The organism is Caballeronia sp. LjRoot34, assembly GCF_964253815.1.
Lineage (GTDB): Bacteria > Pseudomonadota > Gammaproteobacteria > Burkholderiales > Burkholderiaceae > Caballeronia.
In genome coordinates this window covers 1,637,109-1,659,575 of record NZ_CAXUSB020000002.1, presented here as the reverse complement: position 1 = coordinate 1,659,575, position 22,467 = coordinate 1,637,109, and the positions used below count along the sequence as shown (strand labels likewise).

18 protein-coding genes are annotated in these 22,467 nt (G+C 59.1%); 8 read left to right on the top strand and 10 right to left on the bottom strand.

Annotated elements, in window-relative coordinates; translation table 11 throughout:
* Window positions 1-331: 331 nt before the first annotated feature.
* From ACSQ36_RS27045 to ACSQ36_RS27035, 3 genes are read right to left on the bottom strand one after another with little or no spacing between them, the layout of a single operon-like run.
* Window positions 332-2,722: a hypothetical protein gene (locus tag ACSQ36_RS27045; RefSeq protein ID WP_436184334.1), complete on the bottom strand. Its 2,391-nt coding sequence runs from the start codon at window positions 2,720-2,722 to the stop codon at window positions 332-334.
* 56 nt (window positions 2,723-2,778) lie between these two features.
* The gene (locus ACSQ36_RS27040; RefSeq protein ID WP_436184333.1) at window positions 2,779-3,903 is read right to left on the bottom strand and encodes a nickel/cobalt transporter; all 1,125 of its coding nucleotides are present in this window, start codon (window positions 3,901-3,903) and stop codon (window positions 2,779-2,781) included.
* Window positions 3,897-4,679 (bottom strand): DUF1007 family protein, encoded by a 783-nt coding sequence (locus tag ACSQ36_RS27035; RefSeq protein WP_436184332.1) that lies wholly within the window; start codon window positions 4,677-4,679, stop codon window positions 3,897-3,899. The genes ACSQ36_RS27040 and ACSQ36_RS27035 overlap by 7 nt, the downstream gene beginning before the upstream one ends.
* Window positions 4,680-4,886: 207 nt before the next feature.
* On the opposite strand from ACSQ36_RS27035, the gene ACSQ36_RS27030 reads away from it, so the two are divergent.
* Window positions 4,887-6,572: a SulP family inorganic anion transporter gene (locus ACSQ36_RS27030; protein WP_436184331.1), complete on the top strand. Its 1,686-nt coding sequence runs from the start codon at window positions 4,887-4,889 to the stop codon at window positions 6,570-6,572.
* Between the two features lie 595 nt (window positions 6,573-7,167).
* The gene (locus ACSQ36_RS27025) at window positions 7,168-8,322 is read left to right on the top strand and encodes a porin (protein WP_213768855.1); all 1,155 of its coding nucleotides are present in this window, start codon (window positions 7,168-7,170) and stop codon (window positions 8,320-8,322) included.
* A gap of 48 nt (window positions 8,323-8,370) precedes the next feature.
* On the opposite strand, the gene ACSQ36_RS27020 is transcribed toward ACSQ36_RS27025, so the two are convergent.
* Complete coding sequence (locus ACSQ36_RS27020; RefSeq protein ID WP_436184330.1) at window positions 8,371-9,336, bottom strand: hypothetical protein; 966 nt, start codon at window positions 9,334-9,336, stop codon at window positions 8,371-8,373.
* A 486-nt stretch (window positions 9,337-9,822) separates the two neighbouring features.
* Window positions 9,823-11,148, bottom strand: a complete 1,326-nt coding sequence (locus ACSQ36_RS27015) for an MFS transporter (RefSeq protein WP_213768862.1) — start codon at window positions 11,146-11,148, stop codon at window positions 9,823-9,825.
* Between the two features lie 850 nt (window positions 11,149-11,998).
* On the opposite strand from ACSQ36_RS27015, the gene ACSQ36_RS27010 reads away from it, so the two are divergent.
* On the top strand, window positions 11,999-12,457 hold the full coding sequence (locus ACSQ36_RS27010; protein WP_436184329.1) for a CHRD domain-containing protein: 459 nt from the start codon (window positions 11,999-12,001) through the stop codon (window positions 12,455-12,457).
* An 18-nt stretch (window positions 12,458-12,475) separates the two neighbouring features.
* Here ACSQ36_RS27010 and ACSQ36_RS27005 read toward each other — a convergent pair whose 3' ends face one another.
* The 3 genes from ACSQ36_RS27005 to ACSQ36_RS26995 are packed head-to-tail and all read right to left on the bottom strand — an operon-like array spanning window position 12,476 to window position 14,923.
* Window positions 12,476-13,165, bottom strand: coding sequence for a cytochrome b/b6 domain-containing protein (locus ACSQ36_RS27005; protein WP_436184328.1), 690 nt, complete (start codon window positions 13,163-13,165; stop codon window positions 12,476-12,478).
* Between the two features lie 58 nt (window positions 13,166-13,223).
* On the bottom strand, window positions 13,224-14,711 hold the full coding sequence (locus ACSQ36_RS27000) for a sodium:solute symporter family protein (RefSeq protein WP_213768851.1): 1,488 nt from the start codon (window positions 14,709-14,711) through the stop codon (window positions 13,224-13,226).
* Window positions 14,708-14,923 carry a DUF3311 domain-containing protein gene (locus ACSQ36_RS26995; RefSeq protein WP_213768850.1) on the bottom strand — a complete coding sequence of 72 codons (216 nt, stop codon included), beginning with the start codon at window positions 14,921-14,923 and terminating at the stop codon, window positions 14,708-14,710. The genes ACSQ36_RS27000 and ACSQ36_RS26995 overlap by 4 nt, the downstream gene beginning before the upstream one ends.
* Before the next feature lie 325 nt (window positions 14,924-15,248).
* Between ACSQ36_RS26995 and ACSQ36_RS26990 the strand changes: the two genes are divergently transcribed.
* The 5 genes from ACSQ36_RS26990 to ACSQ36_RS26970 all read left to right on the top strand — a co-directional run bounded on the left by ACSQ36_RS26990 (window position 15,249) and on the right by ACSQ36_RS26970 (window position 19,777).
* Window positions 15,249-16,931, top strand: coding sequence for a SpoIIE family protein phosphatase (locus tag ACSQ36_RS26990; RefSeq protein ID WP_213768849.1), 1,683 nt, complete (start codon window positions 15,249-15,251; stop codon window positions 16,929-16,931).
* A 26-nt stretch (window positions 16,932-16,957) separates the two neighbouring features.
* Window positions 16,958-17,500 (top strand): biofilm regulation protein kinase SiaB, encoded by a 543-nt coding sequence (gene siaB / locus ACSQ36_RS26985; RefSeq protein ID WP_436184327.1) that lies wholly within the window; start codon window positions 16,958-16,960, stop codon window positions 17,498-17,500.
* A 20-nt stretch (window positions 17,501-17,520) separates the two neighbouring features.
* The gene (gene siaC, locus ACSQ36_RS26980) at window positions 17,521-17,898 is read left to right on the top strand and encodes a biofilm regulation phosphoprotein SiaC (RefSeq protein WP_213768848.1); all 378 of its coding nucleotides are present in this window, start codon (window positions 17,521-17,523) and stop codon (window positions 17,896-17,898) included.
* Window positions 17,891-18,697 carry a biofilm regulation diguanylate cyclase SiaD gene (siaD, locus tag ACSQ36_RS26975; RefSeq protein ID WP_436184326.1) on the top strand — a complete coding sequence of 269 codons (807 nt, stop codon included), beginning with the start codon at window positions 17,891-17,893 and terminating at the stop codon, window positions 18,695-18,697. Before siaC ends, siaD begins: the two co-directional genes overlap by 8 nt.
* Before the next feature lie 393 nt (window positions 18,698-19,090).
* Complete coding sequence (locus ACSQ36_RS26970; RefSeq protein WP_436184325.1) at window positions 19,091-19,777, top strand: hypothetical protein; 687 nt, start codon at window positions 19,091-19,093, stop codon at window positions 19,775-19,777.
* Between the two features lie 479 nt (window positions 19,778-20,256).
* Here the strand turns inward: ACSQ36_RS26970 and ACSQ36_RS26965 are convergent, their stop codons facing one another.
* Together ACSQ36_RS26965 and ACSQ36_RS26960 are read right to left on the bottom strand one after the other, a co-directional pair.
* On the bottom strand, window positions 20,257-20,781 hold the full coding sequence (locus ACSQ36_RS26965; protein WP_436184324.1) for a hypothetical protein: 525 nt from the start codon (window positions 20,779-20,781) through the stop codon (window positions 20,257-20,259).
* Between the two features lie 165 nt (window positions 20,782-20,946).
* Window positions 20,947-22,467 carry a hypothetical protein gene (locus tag ACSQ36_RS26960; protein ID WP_436184323.1) on the bottom strand — a complete coding sequence of 507 codons (1,521 nt, stop codon included), beginning with the start codon at window positions 22,465-22,467 and terminating at the stop codon, window positions 20,947-20,949.

Below are 22,467 nucleotides of genomic sequence, written 5' to 3'. Positions count from 1 at the left end.
GTGGCGAAGCGTGTGGGTATCGGTGTTCGGAGAAGGAGGGGTTCACACATCCTCCGCTCTGGCGAGCACCGTGCTTTTGGGGCACCCATGAATGAAAACTGCACGCTGTGGACACTTAGGGTAGAGCGGTTAAAGCGTTTTCTTTGCTTCGTTTCTTTGTCGCTTTGGACAAAGAAATGACGTGCCGCCACGCACAGTGGCTAATAGTGATAAAGAGAAAATCCGACTCTCGCAGACCACTAACGCTGAAAGCAGCAACCCGGCATCAACCCCGACCACCAACCCCCAAACCCGCCAAACCCCCAAACCCGTCCACCGGCGCGAGCCCCCCTTACTGCGCCAGCATATTGACCCACAGCGCTTCCGAAAACAGCCCAGGCAGGTCGCCCCAAACATGCGCCGGCCCCAGCTTAAACGAAGCACTCAAATCATAACCAATAAGACTCGGCGCCCCCCCAGTGAAATAGAACCCCCCGAGCTTCGCATTCGCGCGCTTGAAGAGCATCAGCGTCTCACCACGCCCCCGCCTCACAAGAGCAGGAACAGCATCGGCATAAGACGATTCATGAATAGTGCCGACCTTGACCGCGTCGCCCAATATCGTGCCGCCCTTCATCCGCCATACATTGATATCGGGTCCATCGCTGCGGGGCTGGAGCACGACCAGATCGTCGATGCCATCGCCGTCCACGTCGCCCGCGACCACCTTGGCGAACGCTGGTGCGAATTCCGCATAGGTGTTACCGCGCAAGCGTCCGGCAAACGCGCCGCCCGAACTCGCGAGTTGCGTCACGGCCATCGCCGAATTCACGGTTTCTATCGCAATCAAACCGGTGTGCTGCGATCCGGCGACGTGAGCCGGCAGGAAGCGCGCGTTCGCGCTAAGTCCGCTTGCTTTCATCCAGAGTGCCGGCGTATGCCCGGCCAACCCCTCGCTGGCGATAACCCAAAGGTCGAGCGTGGCGTCGCTGCGTTTTTGCGCGATCATCACGCCGGCGCGGCCGCTGCTATCGAAGTCTCCGGCTACGTATTGCTGTGCGCTGGCAGGCGTCAACGCCGAGGAGGTCTGATACCAGAGACGCGGCGCTTCGAAGCGCGTGCCGGTGCTGCGCATCAGCCAGAAAGCCGTGCCGCCGTTGCGTGGTGCAATCACCATCAGGTCATCGCGACCCGTGCCTTCGAAGTCACCCAGCAGGAAACGCACGCTGTCGAAGCAGAGGGTGTCACCGGCGCACGTGGGCGTGCCGGCATGCGGGTTGAATGGCACTGCGTTCAGATACCACGGCGCGGCGGTCGGCAACCGCGAAAAGCCTGCTACCCATACGTTGAAGCCCGGCCCGTCCCGGCGCCGCTGGACATAAACTGTACTGATAGGCTTCTCACCGTCCACGGTCCCTCGCACGTTGCCGTACATTGCGGCGTCCTGGCGCAGGTCAGTCCATTGCGAATGAGGCGTGGGCGCCCATCGCGATTCCGCGGTCAGCGACAAGCAATGCCCGGCCGACAGCACACCGTTATGCCCGGCGAGGCAGTGACCGAGCGGGGTGTACACGAGCCCGAAATCCCACGGCGTCCATTTCTGAGCCGCCTCGTCCTGATTGCACCGCTCTTCGATCAGGTCGCCGCCGCGTTCGGCCACGCACTGCTGCGTGGATTCATCGACGAGTTGCGAGTTGTTCTTCGTGCCCGGCATGGCCGGTACCGGTTGCCAGTGCCAGTCCTGTGTCTTCGCGCCCGAGCAACCGGCGAGTGTCGGCTTGCCGTTCATGCCGGCCGAGGTCAGGCACTGGCTCGAGTACTCGTTGACGAGGTTGCTCGAGCGCGGCCGGAACTCCAGCCCGGCCGCGCTTGAACTCGACTCGGTCCAGTAGCGGCGTGCTACCCAGTTGCCGTCCCACTGATACTCACCGAAGACGTGCTCGCCATTGTCGTCACCATCGATAGCAAAGTAGGACGCCACGTCATCGCGCTTCATCTGGGTCTCGCCGCCGCTCAGGTTCTTCGGCATGCCGCCGGTGGGATACGTGACGTGATAACCAATCGGAATGTTCCGGTTGAGGCTCTGGGCCACCACGCGCGTGATCCGTGCGGAATAGATGTGATCCGGGTGCTCGATGAACGGCACGGTGTCCGGGTTGAGCGTATAGATCTCGGTCGCCGGGGCGAGGATCTGCTTGAGCGTGGCGACCGTCTCCGCGCGGTCATAGTGCGTGGCATTGGAGCCGTCGTTGTTGATGGGATAAGTGTTGATGGTCTCGCCCTGGTCCCACATCAGACCCAGCGGCACCTTGCCACCGCGTACCGCACCACCCGGCATCCGCAGTTCCAGCAGGGTTACCCTCGGCTGCTGTTTCAGCACCATCTGGTGCACGGGTTTGCCGGCGAACATGACGGTGGATTCGATCCAGTCATCCGCTACGCCCGCCATGCGCGCATAAGCGAGACGCGTGCCTTTTTCGCGCAGCTTCACGTAGTCGAAATTCGCACCGTTAGCACCACCAATCAAGTGCACGGTCGTGACGCACCAGCCCGCCTGAAGCTTGTCGCTGATGCCCGGATTGACGAAGAGCAGGTCGTCGTCTAGGTGAGCAACGACAGTGACGAGCGTGCCGGCATGGCAATCGGCCGCATGTGCGCTGACTGGCGTGAACAACGCACCCACTCCGATGATCAATAGCAATAGCGCAGCAGCCGATGCCCGTATCCGACGGCGTATTCGCATCACAACCCCGTATGAAATTTTTCTTGGCCCATATAATGTGGCCGCCCGATCAGCGCTCACGCGAGCGATGCGGCCTGCGTCCCGGAGACTAGCGCAAAGACTTGCCATGCCGCGAACGCCGTAATGAAAATGGCGCCGGCAAGCGCCAGGCCGAAACGAATCCGGTCGACTTTCTGTCGCCTGAAAACAGCTACGTTCGATACCATCCGGTTCACGGATAAACTCGTCATCCCGATCGCCAGCACCGTGCAAGCGACGCCTGCTCCCATGGCCAACGACGCGAGTACCCCGACGATAAATACGTGGTTGGCGAGGGCCGCAATCAACACGAAGATCGCGCCGACGCACGGACGTACACCGACTGCCATGCCCGTCAGGAATATCCGGCTGCGAGCCCGCGATGTTCCGCGTTCGACGCCGGTTCTAGCCCAGCGTGCACGCGAACGCCGTTGAGCGAAGCTCGCACCGAGATACCGGGCTTCGTCCAGATCGCCCGAAGCACTTCCTTCTGATATCGGGCTCGTGCGTTTCTTCGGAATGAGCGCCACGCGATCCGTGTCGCAACAATCGCGCCGCGTCGCAACGGCCCATAACGACCAGACACCCACGCAGAGCAACGCAACGTAACTCGCCAGTTCAAGACTCGACGCCCGCGTCAATATGTCGGGCAGTCCTTCGCGGGAGAGCCAAGCCGCGCCCCCGACAAGAACAATCGCGGACAAGGACTGGACCAGTGCGCTCCATCCGCTCAGCAGCGCGGCATCCACGAAACGTGCCCGGCGCGACGCCAGATAAGCACTGACCACGATCTTGCCGTGCCCGGGTCCAAGCGCATGCAACACCCCGTACGCGAACGAACACAGCACGATGATCCAGGTGGTGAACAGGCCGGATCCATCGCGCTGGTTCGCGAGCGCTTCCTGCAATTTTTCGTTCAACCTGCTTTGCAAGTGGATGCTGGCAGTGACGGCATCGCGGACGATCGAAGGCATGGCTGCCGGCGTGGGCCGAGGCGCATCGGTGGTGTTGGCCGCGCTCGGCGCACCCGTCGACGTACGCCCGAAGACGTCCGTGGTTTGAGCGATAACACCAGGCGTCACAAGCGTGAGGGTAGCGGCGAGGCACAAGCCAATCATCGTTCGATGTCCACCACCGCGCCGGTTACCGAAGCAGGTCAGCACGATAGTCTGCTCGCTTGAGGAAAGATGGAACCACCGAAAATAGGGTGATCGTGATCCTCGAACGCGGCCGCCTTGCAGTTACCCGGCGAGCCCGCGCTGAGCGTCAATACGGGCTGCGCCGCACTTTCAAAGTCGACGAAAAATGTATCGTCCCAGACACCGAGCGTCACTCGCTCACGCTTGAAGTCCACTGGTTTTACGAGCGGCAAAAGAAACCGGTACACAACATGACCTTGTTCGATGCTGACACTGAAGTTGCGCGCTTCGCCCACGGCGACCGCCTTGCCATCGACAAAAACGTGGGTGAAGTAATCCGAGCTCTTGAGCAATGAGAACGCCTGTGCCTTGAACGTCGCCGTGTAGTCGGCGTTGAGCGGGCCGGACTTGGGCATGTGGGAAAAATCGCCGACCAACGAAAACGGAAAACCTTTCGAAAAAACCCAGGTCTGCTGCATGGCCACTAGCTGCGTGCCCTGGGTCTGGGCGACCATCGAATAATTGATCCACACGTGCGGATGCGCCTGGGTCAGAGCGGGACGGGCAGCAAGCAAGAGCCCACAGCATGCGGGCAGCAGGTGGCGACGTAACCCGCGGTGTAACCCGCGACACAACTCGCGCACGAGAACGAGCAGGGATGTCACGGACGGTCTGACTGAAAGCCGCAGGCAGGGTGACGCGTCAGCCTTGGCTTGCAGAAGCGTCCGTGCGGTCCAGGCAAGACACAGTGTCATGTAATGAACGCAAAACCCGCCTCGTTTCAGAAAGCTCATCTGCATGTCGCCCTCGTCGCGACCCACCTCCAATACGAGCCCGTTTTATAACACGGCGCTTTTCTAATGCCCAGAACGTGCGGCAATGGCGTCAAGCCTTGCAACACCGTCATCAAGAAACCTTGCTCTTCCAAATCAACTTGCGGCACGATGCGCCAATGACACCTTCATTTTTATCGCAGTATTGGATGCAACATCGTTCGGGGACGCACAATGCGCTTTAAGTTGTTAAGGGGCGTGTTGCCGCTTGGCCGCGGTGCTGCACTCCGCGATCTCCTGGCCGGCGTGACCCTTGCGTCAATGGATATCCCGCAAGTGCTGGGTTATGCCCGCATAGCGGGAATGCCGGCCGTGACCGGTCTTTACACGGCGTTTTTGCCGCTGCTTGCCTTCGCTCTGTTCGGCGCGTCCCGCCATCTGGTCGTGGCCGCAGACTCTGCAACAGCGACTATTTTTGCAAGCCACCTGTCGACCATGGCCACGGCCGGAAGCGCGCAATACATGGCGCTTGCAGGGGTCGTTGCGCTGCTGACGGCCGGGTTGCTACTGATCGCCCGGATCTTCAAGCTCGGTTTCCTGGCCGATTTCCTGTCGCGCACTGTCTTGCTGGGTTTCCTGGCCGGCGTCGGCATTCAGGTCGGCGTCGCGATGCTGGGCGACATGCTTGGCGTGTCCCCAGGGTCGTCGCGGACACTGGGACAGATCGAATCGATAGCGCTTAATCTTGCTCGCGTTTCGCTGCCAACGCTGGGTATATCGGCCGCAGTCGTGACCTGTATTCTCGTTTTCAAGCGCTTGCTGCCGCGTCTTCCGGTCGCCATGTTCGCCGTGATCGGCGGCATTGCGGCAAGTTATGTCTACGACTTCGCCGGGCATGGCATCTCGGTCGTGGGGCCCGTTGCCGGCGGACTGCCCGCACTAGGCTTCCCGCTTGCCACCTGGCAACAGATACTCGACCTGTTACCCGTGGCCGCCTCGTGCTTCGTGATGATCATTGCGCAAAGCGTCGCGGCGGGCCGCGTGTTTGCGGAGCGTTATAACGAACCCGTGGACGCCGATGCGGACATCCTGGGAATAGCAGCAGCGAACGCGGTGGCGGCCGTGAGCGGCGCGTTCGTGGTCAACGGCAGTCCGACCCAGACCGCCATGGCCGATCGCGCCGGCGCACGCAGCCAGTTCGCGCAAGTGGTGTTTGCGGTTGTGGTCGGGGTGGTGTTGCTGTTCTTCAGCAAGTGGCTGCAGTATCTTCCGCACTGCGTGCTGGCGGGCATTGTGTTCACGATCGCGATCGGGCTGATCGACGTGAAGAGCCTTTACGCCATCCGTCGTGAGAGCCCCGGAGAACTCACGCTGGCGCTCGTCACGGCCCTGGCGGTGGTGGTGATCGGTGTTGAGGACGGGATACTGCTGGCGGTTGCGTTGTCGTTGCTGCGCCATGTGCGTCATAGCTATCATCCGCACACCATGATGCTTGCGCCCACGCCGGCGGCCGGGGGTCGCTGGGTACCGGTGCCTGCCACGCCGGGCACCGAAACCGCGCCCGGGTTGATTGTTTATCGATTTGGCGCCGACCTGTTTTTCGCGAACGATCATTTTTTCGTCGACGACGTGCGCCGCCTGCTCGATCGCGCACCCACGAAGGTCCACTGGTTCATCGTCGATGCGGGCGCGATCACTGACCTCGACTATTCGGCGGCCCGCACGCTCGCTGAATTCTGCGAGAGTCTGAAGCAGCGCGGCGTCAACGTGCTGTTTGCGCGCGTCAACCAGTATCTGCGAGCCGATATGGACCGGCACGGAATCACCGCGGTGCTGGGAGAATCGCACATCCTGGAGACGCTGCATCAGGCGCTTGTAGCGGCCGGATTCGATCCGTCGGCAGTATCGAGCGCTCATTGAATACGCATTGAACATGCCCCGGGCGGGGCATGCAACAGCGTCGGCTGGAACAACGCTGATTGCGGGTCTGCAAGTTCACCAGATTGATGTGACGGCCGCGTCGAACAGCAATCGCCAATCATTGTCCGGATCGGGACCCGCATAAATTCTGAGCGGGATCATTTCCCGGGGACGCGAAAACGCTCCAGAATGGTGCAATTCATCCAGTCGATAAACCCCAAAGGATCGCGAGAGCCAAAAGACAAGCCTCGAAGCAATCTTTGTTCCGCGACTTCAACGCGTGACTACCAGTACCAGAAAACAACATTTGATTATGTACGTGGTATTGAACTAGTTCTTTTTTTGGACTAGATTAACTTCGGCTCGCGTTCTCCACGAAAGTTGTTGCCAAACATTTTCAGTGCGAGCTTGAGACCGTGAGCTTGCTTGCGGTCTCTCTCCATTACAGTGCCTTGACGTTCGTTTTTCGTTTTGTTTATTTCCAATCTCTTTAGGCATACCAATCAAAATAATTTTCTCTCATTCGGATGGCCGGATTATTTCCAAATACGGTATAAACCGAATGCCTTTCCCGTGTCTTAGCGTGGAGAAAGAAATGAAGAAGAGTTCTCTAAGCGTGATCTCATTGGCGCTCCTTGGCGTAGCAGGTGGCGTACAGGCGCAGTCCAGCGTTACCTTGTACGGAACAATCGATGCGGGCGTCGGTTACGTAAAAACCAGTGACGGCGGCCGCTGGGGTTTTATCGATGGGACGTTGTCGGGTGATCGCTGGGGCTTGAAGGGTTCCGAAGATCTCGGTGGCGGTATCAAGGCGATCTTCGATTTGGAGAATGGCTTTGATATTGGCACGGGCCAGTTAGGCCAGGGCGGTCGCGAATTCGGGCGTCAGGCGTTTGTGGGCCTGTCGGGTGACAGTTGGGGCACGGTGACGCTTGGCCGGCAATACGATCCGCTTGTTGACATGGTTCAGCCGCTCACCGGCGACAATTATTTTGGGAGTATTTTCGCGACCCCGGGTGACGTGGACAACTATGACAATAGCTTGCGCGTATCCAATGCCGTGAAGTACGTCTCGCCCAATTATTCGGGCTTGCAGTTCGAAGGGCTGTACGCATTCAGCGGTCTGGCCGGCCGCACGGGGCAGGGGTACACCTACAGCGGTGCGCTCACCTACAACAACGGTCCCCTCGGTATCGCGGCCGGTTATTTCCTCGCCACGAACCCCAGCCCGACTGCGGGAGCATTCCGCGCCGGATGGGATCCGACCTCATCGTCGGACGCAATCTTCGACGGCGCAATCAACAGCGGCTACGTGACAGCAAAATCACTGGGCATTGCGCGCGCGGCCATTCAGTACGCGCTGGGTCCTTTCACGGTCGGCGGTTCATACAGCAATGCGCAATATAAAAATGATGGTGATTCAACCTTCACGAGCACCGAGAAGTACAACATTGGCAATGCGTTCCTCAACTACCAGGCAACCCCGGCCATGCTGTTTGCCGTAGGTTACTCGTATGAGAAGGCGAGCGGTAACACGTCGGCCACCTATAACCAGGCGAGCCTTGGGGCGGATTATTCGCTGTCGAAGCGTACCGATCTTTACGCGGTTGGCGCGTACCAGCATGCCAGCGGTACTCAGCTCAATCCGGACGGCACGACGTCGGCGGCGCAGGCGTCAATCGGCTCATATGGCTTCAATGGCACGGCGAGCCAGGAAATGTTTATCCTCGGCATGCGTCACAAGTTCTGAGGATGGGAACCGTTTAAACATGCGGCATGCGTGGCCGATGCCGCATGTTCAGAAACGGTAGCCGATGCCGGCGAGAAACACGTCGCTATCTTTGTTGTAGCCTGTCAGCACGCGATTCCAGGAGGCGCGGACGAGCCAGTGTCTCGCGAACTGATAGCTTGCCGTCATTGTGACGAGCGCCGAGACCTTGTCGGCCGTATTCGTGCCGCCCGCGATTTTATAGGTATCGATGGCAACATACGGCCCGGCACCCACTGCGAGCCGGAGCCGCTCGTCGAAAAATCCGCGGCTGGCCCATAACTCGGTCGCCACGCCGTTGCGCCGGGTAAGCGCGGTCGGTCCCTCATCCAGCCATGTCACGGTAGCGTCGACATAAGACCCGAAGCCATGGCGATACTCAACGCTCTTCGCAAACGCGCCCGGCGAGTGCAGGCTGTTCACTTCGGTTTTTCCTGCGAGTACAGTGAGTTCGTTTCGGCTACCCGAGCCTTGTGCAAGATAGTCCGGGATGCTGCCGGCATGATTGGTTCCGCCGAGTTGATAGCCAACGCTGAGCATTGCACTTGTTGTGTCGATGCTGTGGAATGTATCTATACGGTTCACCCGCGCTTGATAAAACCACGGTGTGCGTGTGTACCACGTTGCGGTGAGGCTATAGATCAAGGCCCAACCGTGCACATCGGCGTAACGCCTGCCTTCGTCGGAAGCTGTTGTATCGAAGTAGTTGTATCCACCCACGCCACCCGCCAGCGCCAGCCGATCATTAAAGAACCAGATCCGCCGCCAGTATTGGAGCGCGAAACCATCCCGGTGATGATTCGTGTAATGCCCCTCGTTTATCCACGAGTAGCTGAGCGCGTTGTTCGCGTCCAGCGCCTGTAGATAGGTGAAACCCCACGAGTAGGTCGACTCGCTTGGCGCGTTGGCACGCCCTGTACCGGCCGACACGGAGAATTCCTGCGCGTCCGACGGCACGGCCCAAAGCAGCCCGAACGCGAATAGCACCGCTGACACGCAGCTGCTTATCGGCTTCTTTGGTCGTATTGCAGTCGATAGAAGTGTCATGCGAGAGAGGAGCGCCGAACCGTATCGTGCGATCAATGGGTAGGCGGATTCTAACGGCTGAACTTTCTATCCGACCCGTTTTGTCACGGTCGGTAACCATTGCGCATTTCAGATCGAATTCCCATTGCGTGGAAGACTTTGAAATTTTTCAGGCCGGCTTAGGCGTTCTTTGACCGATGGATACTTGACGGCGAAAAGGCATGGGTGAGCGACAGACGGCAGTGACCACATGGAGCGTCATTGCTCGATGTGGTCATCTGACTTGAGTGACGGATTGTACTTAGATTGACCCGACAATATTTAAAGGTATCCTTAACATTATCGGCCTGAGAGAACTTGACCAGCTTCATCAGGCCCGCTGCCTTGGTCGACATCGATCGTCGATCGCTGATTACTGGCAGGCGCAAGCCCCGATCCACATTGCCCGCGCAGCACTCAATGATTGATTGTCTCTAGCGCCAGTCCTCTGGTGGAGGGTCCAAGCAGGATCATGCAGATTCCCACGAGCATGGACATGGCGATAAAGACCGCGACCCCGGCCACACCATACCCCTGCAACAGGATGCCGATCGCGAGCCCTGCGAAGGCTGCGGAAATCCGGCTCCAGGAATAGACAAAGCCGATAGCGCGGGCGCGCACGCGGGTCGGATAGAGTTCGGCCTGATAGCCGTGGTAGGCATAGGACATGATGTTCGAGGCCAGCGTGAACACTACGCCGAGCCCGATCAGCAGCCATGGAGCGGAGACCTGGGAAAATATCGCGATGACGATGCCCATCGTGATGAGGCCGCCGCAGATCTGCGTTTTCCGTTCTATCTTGTCAGCGAACAACATACCCAGTAGCGGACCGAAGGGGTTGGCAATCGCAATGACGAATGCATATCCCAGGCTCGCCGTGACATGGATGCCGCGATGGATCAGCAGGGTCGGTACCCACGCAGCGAAGCCATAGAAGCCGATCACCTGGGCCATGTTGAAGATCGACAGAATGATCGTCCTGCGCCGGTAACCCGGCGCGAAGATTTCCTTGAGCGAGCCGCGTCCTTCTTTCTCGGGCGCGACTGCTTGCGGCGGCGGCAGGCTAATGCCTTTCTCGGCGGCGACCCGGCGTTCGATGTCCGCAACGATAGCCTCAGCTTCATCGATCCGGCCATGACGCGCGAGCCAACGGGGGCTTTCCGGAATATGGCGACGCAAGATCCAGACGGCCACGGCGCCAACCGACCCGATCAGGATCACCACTCGCCAATAGTCGAGGCCAAGCGGCTGCGTCCCGTTCAGCGCATAGGCAAGAAATGCAACCACCGGCACGACGGCGAAGGTGATGAACTGGTTCATCGCGTATGCGCGGCCGCGCTCCTGGCTGGGAATTAGCTCGGAGATGTACGTGTCGATCGTGACCAGCTCGACACCAATCCCGATGCCCGCGATAAAGCGCCAGATATCGAGTGCGAATCCGGAGTGCTGGAATGCCATGATCACCGTGCAGACCATGTACCAAAGTAGTGAGTACGTGAAGATCAGGCGACGTCCAAACCGGTCCGCCACGTAACCCAGCACCAGCGTGCCAACCCACAGTCCCGCAAAGGTGGCAAAGACAAAGGTGCCGAAACCCGCCACCGCGAGGGGCTGGAGGGCCGCGAAGAAGCCTAGCGACTCCGGCTTGAATAACCCGGACTGAACCATGCCTGGCGCGACGTAGCCCGTGAAGAAGAGGTCATAGAACTCGAACACACCACCAAGCGAAATCAGGATCACCATGGTCCAGACAGTACGCGAGGGTGGCAGCCGATCAAGCCGTGCCGCAATTTCCGCTGCTTTCTCGCTGGACATGCAAGCCTCTTATTTTTCGAAAGAACTGTAAAGTCGATCTCCGCGCCCGCCGCTTCTTGTCGCGCAAGCTCAATATGTCGCCATGCAAGGGAGCTTTGAAAATCAAATCAAAATGATGCAACCGGCGATCTCACCGCCGCGGGACCCTCTGCAATCTCGCACATCATCGCGATATTCAGCAATGCGGGGGAATACCAACGCATCGCTGGCGATTGACTGAGATTAACGGCGTTGCTTTGGTGCTGCGCTTCTATATCGAGTCTCGATTCAAAGACGAGCGTGCTCACGTCGGACGCGGATTGATTCAATGCCGGAAAACGGCTGTGCTGGCGCGAGTCCCGTAGCGAGTTCCTTAGCCAAGGATATGAACGCCGAGCTTCTCGCTAGCCGCTAAGCTGCGTTGCCGTGGGGGCATAGACCAAGCATTGCTTCGCCAAAAGCGCGGTTAGCGTAAAGCTCTTTTGTGACAGCGCAATGGTCGCTTGAGCGGTAGCGAGAAGCGAATGGGCGAGGGCAGGCATTGCCATTCCGGCATTGCGCTCAGGCTGCGCGACCTTCGCGATGACGCCGTGAACCTAAGGACTTCCGCGCTTGTCAGATCATGCCTGTGCGAGCATCATCTAGCCTGAATTTGTCCAGGTACTGGACCGTGCGGGGCAGTAGGGCGAGTGGCCCTATCAACTGCTTGCAGGAACGGGCCAGTTTGAGTTTTCTCGCCTTGATGAAGTGAGCGCAAACAGCCTTGCTCGGCTTGGCGATATCGACAGGAGATAATCAAATGGGTGTTTCAATCTCGCGACGGGCTCTCATGGTTCTCGTCGGCGCCATGTGTGCAGGGGCAATGACGTTTGCACAGGCAGCGCCGGTCTCATTTACCGTGCCGCTCACCGGCGCGCAGCAAGTGCCGCCTGTCCAGACCTCGGGTACCGGCAGCGCCAACCTCTCTTACGATCCCGATACGCGGGTCGTCACGTGGGCCATCACCTTTAGCGGCCTGTCCGGCGACGCCACCATGGCGCATTTCCATGGTCCCGCCGCGTCCGGCAAGAACGCGCCCGTGAAAGTCTGGCTGTCCGAGAAAGGGGCCGCTGTCACTAGCCCTGTCAACGGCACCGCTACGCTGTCCCCGGCGGACGCACAAGAGTTCCTTGCGGGTCAGATGTACATCAACGTGCATACCAAGGATCATCCCGCCGGCGAAATCCGCGGGCAGGTGTTACCGCCCAAGGCAAACTGAGATCGGCCGGCATCGCGCTTAGAGATACGTCGCGAGAAGCGTTGTTGCCACGGCGCTGACAATCAGCAAAAGCAGCGCCAGCATGGCTGATGCCGGCCGTGGCGAATTGATGCGCGCGGGCAGAAGCTTGCGGCCGGTAAGCATGGGGCGCAGCAGGTTGTGGCCCTTGGCTATCGCGTATAACGCGATAGCCAGCAGGTGCAGGGCCACGGCCGCCAGCAAAGCGTCCCAGAGGATTGTGTGCAGCGCCGTGATGGCGTTGGCGGCCCACGCGGGAACCCATTGGGTTAAAGGCCCGTCGTCCGCCACATCGTTGTTGACGTAAAGCCCGCTGAGTGTCTCGCCCAGCAGCAAGGCCAGCAGCAGCAGGACCATCCACCCGCCGGCGGGGTTATGGCCCACCTGCAGGTCGGCTTCGCGCTGGAATACGTGGCGCAGATGGCGCCACGCGGCGGCGGGTGCGCGCAGAAAGCCATGAAACCGCGCGGTCTCGCTGCCGAAGAAACCCCATAGCAAGCGGAACAGCACCAGCGCCAGCAGCACCTCGCCAATCCGGACGTGCCAGTCCATCCAGTTCAGCTTCGCGCTCGCATAGGCGACCGCCACCAGCACGACGACCAGCCAGTGAAACAACCTCGTTGGCACGTCCCAGACAAGCACCGGGCGAGCTGCTTGCTTCTGCGAGTTGACGGGTTCATCAGCGTCCATATTGACTGTGTTGGTTACGGTCGCAATGAACGCAGCGGCAGATCAAACCGAACGCCACTCAACGCAGCGCGCCGTCGGTTTCATGTGCGGCGCCGCTTGCCACGCGCGGTTGCGTAAGCGCACTGACGACCACGAACACGATGATATTCAACGCCAGCGCGAGGAAACCGATATTGATGTCCTTCGCCGCATCGGGGAGGAACGGAAACATCTGTCCGATGCCCAGGTGCATCGTAGTAGTCACCACGACAACGGCCACGCCTGCGATGATCCCGCCCATTGCGCCCTGTTTCGTCGCACGGCTTCGATGCATCAGGCTGGCGATCAAGGCGGGAAACAGTTGGGTCACGAAGCTATAGCCCATCAGCAGCAGCGAGACGATCGTGTTGCCACCCTGCAGCGTGAACCAGATGGCGACGAGGGCCACGACAGGCACGAGCCAGCGTGCAAGCCGGCCGACAAACGCATCGGATGCCTGACGGTTCATCGCGCCTCGATATACGTCGTTTGCAAGCAGGGTCGCCGCCGAGGTAAGGATCATCGAGCCGGGAACGAGCGCCGTCAGCACGCCGGCGGCGCCGATCACACCGACGATCCAGGGATCGAAACTCTGGATGGACAGACGGAACAGCGACAGGTCGATGTCACCGCCTTTCAGGCCCGGCACCTTGAGCGTGGCAGCGAATCCCACGAAGAACACGAACAGCAGGATCAATTGATAGACAGGCAGGATGATCGCGTTGCGCCGGAAGATCCGTTCATCGCGAGCCGTATACACCGAACCAAATGTGTGCGGCCACATGAAGAAGCCAAGCGCCGTCAGCAGCACCGTGGACTGGAACCACGCCACGCTCGATCCCTTCGCCGGGAAGGTGAGGAAGCCGGGCTTCGCGGCATCGATCGCATGGAACATCGGGCCGATGCCGCCGTAAAGGTGATAGGGCAGGTAGATGCCCAGCACCAGCACGACGCTCAGGATCAGGACGTCCTTCACGACGGAATTCCACGCCGAGCCCCGTACGCCCGACAGGATGACGTAAGCGGTGACGACAAGCGCGCCGATCCAGACGGCGACGGTCGGCGATATCACGCCATACGATGTCGTCGCCACGATGATGCCAAGGCCCTTGAGCTGCAGTACGAGATAGGGGATCAGCGCGACCACGCCGACCACCGCGACCAGCACGCCGAGCGCGGGGCTGTCGTATTTGCGCGCGAAGTAATGGGGTTGGGAGACGAGCCGATGTTTTTTCGCGTAGCGCCAGATCGGCGGCAGCATCCAGTACGAGAGGATGTAGGCGAGGGTTCCGTAAGCGAGAATGTAGTAGACCGGCGCGCCCTTGCCATAGGCGAAGCCGCTGCCGCCCAGGAAAGTGAAGGTTGTGTAGATTTCTCCGGCCATCAGGAGGAATACGAACGCCGTGCCGAAGCTGCGGCCGCCGACAGTCCATTGCTCGAGATTCATGTCGTGACCGCGCCGTGCACGCACGCCCAGATAGAGCGCCAGCACGGTCACCGCAATGATGATGAGTAGGGCGCTGCTCATGAGCGGGCCTCCCCGGCTTCGTTGACGGCGTGGCGGTTGGCCGGATCCAGCCGATAGATGATCCCCATGATGATCGCGCTCAACACGATCCAGATCACGATCCACGCGAGCACGAACGGCATGCCGAGGATGAGCGGATCAACCTGATTGACAAATGGAATGCCGATGAGAATGCCGATGAACGGCAGCGCCGCCATAATTCGAAAAAGCATGACGAATACCCCCTAAGCTGCGTAGCCTTTGTCGCGGACCTGCTTTTGTCTCGCTGACTCTATGCTTTATTCGTTGATTCGGCAAAGTCGGTCAAAAAAACGCCCCATGCGCCAGTCGGCCTTGGGCACCATTCTTGACGCCTCATTCGATCTTGCACCAACTTTGTGATTTGTCCGTTTCCCTCAAGAACGATGGCCGGATGCCGTAATGTTCTTGTGGGAATGGCATGCAGCCGCTGTGAATCAGCGTCGGTCTCGTCCCACGAGATTATTTTCGCCGGCACTGGCCACTCCAGGACAAACGAAGAAGTGCAGGCGGACCGCCATGAAAATCAAAACTCTCACGACCATTGCGACGGCCACGCTGAGCGTTCTGTTGCTGCTGCTTCTATTTATCCTGTACCAGATCCTCGACGTCGAGCACGACACGATCCGCGGCCAGGAAAGGCGATTCGAGTCGTTCAAGCTGGCGGATGAATTGCGGCAAAGCTCCGACGACCTGACGCGCATGGCGAGCACGTATATTTCAACGGGAAACCGGCTTTACGAAAGTCAGTACTTCGAGATCCTCGATATCCGTAATGGGAAAAGACCCCGGCCGGCCGACTACACCAGCACTTATTGGTGGCTGCCTCACGACCCGCACCTTCCGGGCGCACGAGCGGTGCCGCTCAAGGAACTCATGCGCCGCGCCGGTTTCACCGCACACGAATTCGATTTGCTTCAACAATCCCAGTCGCGCTCGGACAAACTCGTCAACATGGAGAAAGAGGCCTTCGCCGCCATGGAGGGTCAGTTCATGGATTCCGCCGGCAACCTGACGATCAGGCGAACGCCAGATCCGGGCTATGCGCGTTCGCTCCTTTATGGCGAGTCGTACCAAGTCGAAAAGGCGAGCATCATGGCGCCAATCCAGACTTTTCTGGCCGCTGTGGACGCCCGTACCGCCAACGCACTGCAAAACCTGGAGCGACGTCAGCTCATGTATGTCCGCCTGGCGCTTTTTGTCGTGAGCGCTGCTGTTATTGGCATGGTTTCATTCGGATTTTATATTCGCAGGCGAATCGTCAATCCGGTCTATCAACTGGTCGGGAATATGGAACATGTCACCACGGGCAAATACGGCGTGCGCAACCGGGAGACAGGTAATGACGAGCTGTCCATACTGGCAAGGGGATTCAATGGCATGGCCGCAGCAGTCGAGCGCCACACCGCGACGCTGGCGGCGGCCAACCTTGAGATGGCGGCGACTCACAAAAAAATCGCTGACTCCATCGATTATGCAGGCCTGATACAGACTGCCGTTTTGCCGCATCGGCAGCTTGCCCGCTTTTTTGGTGCGAACTATTTCGTGCTCTGGAAACCGCGCGATGTAGTGGGGGGTGACTTTTATGTTTTCCATCAGGACGGTGATAATTTCCTGATAGGGGTCGTGGATTGCGCGGGTCATGGCGTACCCGGCGCACTCATGACGATGCTGGCTCACGCCGCGATCAGTCACGCCATTGCGGAAGTGGGGCTGCATGATCCGGCCGCCATCCTGGGCCGTACCGATACGGCGCTGCGCGCCATGTTGAGCGCTTCACATCTCGACAGCGCGCTGGCAACGCATGCGGACGCCGCGCTCATCTATGTCGATCGTGCGGCGGGGCATATGGCCTTTTCGGGTGCAAAAATGTCGCTCTATATCTGCGATGACGGCCGGGTCGAAGAGATCAAGGGAGCCCGGCGTCCACTGGCTCACAAGCGCATGGGTGAGTTCGCCAATACAGGGCTTTCGCTCAAGGCGGGGCGTACTTACTATCTCGTGACCGATGGTTATCTGGACCAGGCTGGCGGGGTCGACGGTTTTTGCTTTGGCAACGAACGCTTCAAGCAGGCGCTGGTGGCCCATGCGGACCTTCCCCTGACAGAGCAACCCGATGCGTTCGCCGATACCCTTGCCCGCTACCAGGGCAACCAGTCGCAACGCGACGACATAACCATGGTGTCGTTCCGTCCAATATGACTACATCCACCTACGCCGGGGCCTCCATGTACTCCCCAGATCTTTATGCGTTGCGCGAGAACTTCGATCGCGAGCGCATCATGCTGTGCTTCAACGGGCCGATTTCACGCAGCCTGATCGAGGAGATCGGCAATGCGTTGAAGAACTACCTGTCGGCCGACCAGGCGCTCCCGGCTGCGGCCATGGATGTTTTCGCAGCTTATATTGAAATGACCCAGAATATCCGGCACTACGTGGCACGCCACGGCTACGCAGAGGCGGAAACCGCCGCCACCGTGGTGATCTCGCGCGACGAGAGCGGCCGCTATATTGTCTCGGCGGGCAATCTGGTCGAGGTGGGCGACGGACACGCAGTGATGAGCCGTATCAACGCGCTTGCCACGCTGGATAAAGCCGCACTGAAAGCTGTTTACAAGGAACAACTGCGCAAGCCGAGAGACCCGGTGCTTACTGGCGGGGCCGGTCTGGGCTTATTGGAAATCGCAAGAAAGGCTAGCGAGCCGCTCCAGGCTGCTCTGATTGAGCATGGCGACGATCGCGCGTTCTTTAGCCTGCGCGCGGTAATCTGAATACTATCGGGCACCGAATCGTGAAGAATATCAATGTTCCCGCAAGCCAGTCCACTCCGGCCATACAGGCCGACTGGCAGGCAGGCGTACTGAAGATGCAAGGGGATTCTTATCCGGAGAATGCGTTCGAGCTATTCGGCGAAATCATCCAGTGGGTCGAGGATTACCTGGCCCATTCTGCCGACTCGCTTCGCCTGGAATTGCAACTGCTCTATCTCAACACCAGCAGCATCAAGGCGATGATGGACATCTTCGACCTGCTGGAAGACGCGCACGTGAAAGGAAGCGCTGTTTCGGTCAAATGGCACTATGACAAGCGCAACGAACGGCTTGCCGAACTGGCAGAGGAGTTCAAGGAAGACTGCACTTTCCCGTTCCTGATCGTTAGTCATGAATAAGACGGACGGCGTGATCAAACGTCATCATCTTGCGTTGGAGGAGCGGGTCCAGTCGCTCCTGGCGAAGTCTGCCGATACGCCGTCCGACCTGAGCGAAATGCTCGCGCAACTCTGGCAGCACTACGGCGAGCAGCTTACTCGGCTCGAGCGGATCACAAGGGTGTCGGACGCTTATCAAAGCGTGGCACGGGAACAGGACAACGGACTCGTCGCGCGTTTTGAAAAGCAACTGCGCCAATTGCAAAAGGTCGCCCGGATTTCCGACCGGTATCAGCAAATGATGGTCGAGCTGAATCTGGCGCTGAAAGAGGCGTCCACGCACGATCCACTCACGGGCCTGCCGAACCGGCGGCTGTTAATGGAAAGGCTCAAGGGAGAAGTCGAGCGCGCTAACCGGCATCGTGAGCCATTCGTGCTGGCCATCGTCGATGTGGACCATTTCAAGCAAGTCAATGATACGTACGGCCATGAAGCCGGTGACGCCGTACTGCAAGAGGTCGCTCACTTCATGAAGAGCCAGATGCGCGAGTACGACGTGTGCGGCCGGTGGGGAGGAGAGGAGTTCCTGGTGTTGCTGCCAAAATCTACGCAAGACAGTGCGTTGGGCGTGATCGGCAGAATCTGCCAAGGGATTCCAGATCATTCCATGAACGTCGAGGGACGGGCTGTTTCCATCACCGTTAGCATCGGGGTAGCCGAACATCGCGCCGGGGAGGAATGGGAGGACACACTCCAGCGTGCGGATGCCCTTTTGCTAAAGGCCAAACGCGAAGGGCGTAATCGGGCTCTGTCGCAATAAGAAAATTTCGTTCGTCGCATCAGGCGTAAGTCACTCAGGCTTGATACCCGTGCCTGCCAGGCTACCCGCCGGGCTAACCGCTTCCATGACATCGATCATCGCCGCATCAGCCAGCAACCTCGATAGCGTCGATCGGCACGCTTCGAACGTCGTGGCTTAGTTCGTCAAGCGATGTCAGGTTTGAATTCAGATGGACCCATACATAGATAGGGCTGCGGTTCCAGCCGCGCGGTTGCGGTCATACGTGCGCGCGTCTTTGAAGGCATTTGACCGTCGCTTATCGCCCGCCTATTCCTGTTCGTCAGGTCTGCCATTGCTGGATTGGTCTGATGAAATCCGCGATCAGTCGTTTATCATGATTGGCTCATATCGTTTGCAGGACCATCGGTAAGTATGATGAACACCCGAAATATTTTGATGATTATTGGAGGGCTCCTGGTCGGTGCGGCAGGGACCACGTACCTGATGTTCCTTCAGGCAGACCACCGTGCAATGGCAGAAGCCACGGCCGCCATGGATGAATCCGCACGCACTCCTGTCGTCGATTCGCTCGCCAGCGATCACGTGACAGAAGGCAGCATCGGCCAGTCGACGCCATCCGGGGCAATCACGCAAAGCACAGCCATCGCGCAGCCGCCGGTGGTTCCCGCTCCGGCAGTAGCACCCGTGCCTAAGACGGCCGTGCTCGCATCCAGTCCGGCCGCCGCACAAGTCACCGGGCAACCGAGACCGGAGGCACAACCGAAGAAGGCGCCGTCGACGGTAGTCGCGTCGGTGAACGTGCAGGACTCAGGTGCGCCGAAGGTGGTCTCGGCGCAGCGCGGCCAGCGTGGACGAGACGGTCTGAATCGTCACGCTATGACGACTCAAGGCGCGACACTGGAAACGGATGAACTGGTCCGGGAATCGGCGAAGCTCGATCCATCGTTGCCTCCGCCGGATATGTCCGCCGCTCGCGCCGCCATGGACCAACGCGGCTCGAAGCCAGGCACGGGCTCAAACCCGGTCGCGGCCGCGATGACGGATCAGTTTGTCAGGAATTCGGCCAGGCTCGACCCTTCGCTGCCGCCGCCCAAGTAACCCACTTCTCCGGCAGCACGTGCGACTGCACCGCGCTGCAGTGCCTGGCGCCAACACTTTCATTCAGAGATGTCGCGCGTCCTCATTGCGACACTCACAATTTTAGAAACGCGCCTGGATCATATGGAAACCGGTGCGCGACTGTCGGTAAACGGAATTACTTAGACTGGCACGCAGTTATCTAGACACGAAAGTACTGAATTGATTGGATTTCCCGGAATTGGTCGTCGTCGCAGAAGTTTCTACGTGCGGCTGGCCGAGGCGCGGGCGTAGAAGGCCTCAGTCGGCTGACTGCCGACCAGGCGAGGACGACGCAGAAAGCGGTGGTTCGAGATAATGAGAGGCGCTTGACGACCCACAGCGGCCTTTCAACGTTCTCGGTAGCGGACGGTCGCGACCGATTGGTGCGCGAAGCGTCAATACGAAATTCGAATTGGAACTCCCGCTGAACGATGTGCGCAAGTTCGGAAATTGCGTCGTTATCGCACGCCGTCTAGGTGTATCACGAACCTTTCCGTGCGGGAACCATAGTGCTTCGTGACTTCGGCGTCGGTCATCAATTTGGATGACTTCAGGACTGGCCCCGTCACCTCATAGAGTCGATCGGGATCGGGGCCGTACATATACAAATAGCCATCATTGCCGTCAACATGAAACTCCGTCTCACCAAGTTCGCCAGCACCCGCACGCTTTATCGCGCTTTCTAGCCGATGTTCCAGAACGCGAATTTGCGGCCGGTCCCTAGGGTAGTAATCGAAATGAACCATCATTACCGGTCCTGGTGGCCTCTGCGACTGCTCTGAAGCTGCTGTGCCGCCCGCGAACAAAGCGATGCAGAGAAACGTGGTGAAGGCTCTTCTTATTAACATGGGTACGATATCGCTGGCGAAATGGCGATCAATTGTCGACGACGTAGTCAGTGCCGTCGAAGTCCTTTCATGGCGGCTTGCGCCTGATACTTGTTGGTGGGGCCCGGCGTACATCAGCCCTTCGGCTTCCTCCATAGCCGCCACTCGCCGCCGACTACTTTTGTAGTCATTAGAATAGTCTCACAACCCAAAAGCGAGATGAGCGAATGTTGAATGGCAAGACGATTTCAATAATCGCTGCGACGGCGAAAAATCGAGTGATCGGTGCGGCCAACGACATTCCATGGAAGGTGCCCGGCATCACGACCTGGCGGCTGCCGTCAAATCCATAAGCCTCACCTGGGGAAGGATAACTGTCTGCGTGAAGTGACTAGCTACCTTATAGCTCGTAAGGGTAAGCGGCCGGGTACCGGCACCGTTCGCCGCAGGGAGTGTCACCACCAACTGGCCGGGGTCCGTCAGAGCCTTCGTATTGAGGCGCCACTGCTTAAATGTTGTCGAACATCGTGTTTGCGGCGCGCCGATCGAAGCACCGGCGAGATCGAGCACCGTTGCTGAAATGCAATTTGAACTATCCGTGGCCGGGAAACAATAGAGTTCGACGAACCGGTCATCGCTGGGATTGAGCCGCGTTTCGCATACGCCGAAACCGGCAACCTTCTGCCGGGCGCCCAAAGGCAGCGGGGCTTTAATAACCCCTGCTGGGGCGTAGGAGCTCAGTTGATAGGTCAGAGACAACCGCCCCGGCGTATCCTTGAATTTCGCGTATACGTCCGGCGGCAGATTGACCGCTTGATAGTTCGACTTGTGGCCATTGCTTGCGCTGTCGAAGGTATCACCCAGGACGTTGCTGACCTGGTTGCGCAGGTAGCGCGGCACGAGCGATACGGCGCCGCGATATAACGGCTTGCCGTCGCCGCTCACGATACTTAGATCGACGTAATTGATAGTGACTATACGGTCCGGGTCGACCACCACCTTAAGCGGAACGTAGATCACGGGGACCATGTACTGCAGGGCCTTGCCGATCACTTTCGCCTTGGACTGGTCATCGAACGACAGGCGGATCGGGCCGGCCGCCGCCACTTTGCCATCATCAATGACGCGTTGAATCTGATAGCCGGTTGTTCTCGGCGTGAACGTCACCGCGAGCGCACAAATCGCCGCCACGGCGAAGACCCCACGCGAAGTTGCCGTGTTTCGGCGGCCGTATTGTAGGCCGAGAACGAGTGCGGCCGCAAAGACAAGGATAGCCTTGAGCGCCAGTTGGAAAGGCCAGTTGTCGAGGTCAGCCGTCTGGTAATTGATCGTTAAGATGCCAGCAATCCATGTTAGAACGATGGCGAAAACGATGCCTGCGGCCTGATGCCAGCTAGCCGTGATCGTGCCGACGGCTAATGCGGGCAGACCGACGCCGATGAATGTGACGAGAGCTGTATAGGTCGCCGCGCCCATCGCCGGCAGCACATCTAACCCATGCATCAGGCCGACGCCAAGGTCGAAAACGAAGGTCGGCATTAGGGTCACGAGCGCGGCGAAACCAAGTTTATCTAGCGCGAGGTCGCTTCGACGGATCGGCCGGATCAGCCAGTCGTCATTGTTCGACACAACGGGGTCACTATGTACGACCACAATGATTGCGAAGCCCGCCGCTCCAGCGAACGCCAGATCGATGAACGCGTGCAACACCGCCAATTGCGGTTGCCAGGAGAACATCCCCAGTTGCAGGATCGTCCAGGTCGCCGCGACTTTCAGAGCCATTACCACTGCTACGTACGGCCAATGCAGTTTCAGATCTTTTTTCAAAATATGCAGCCACAT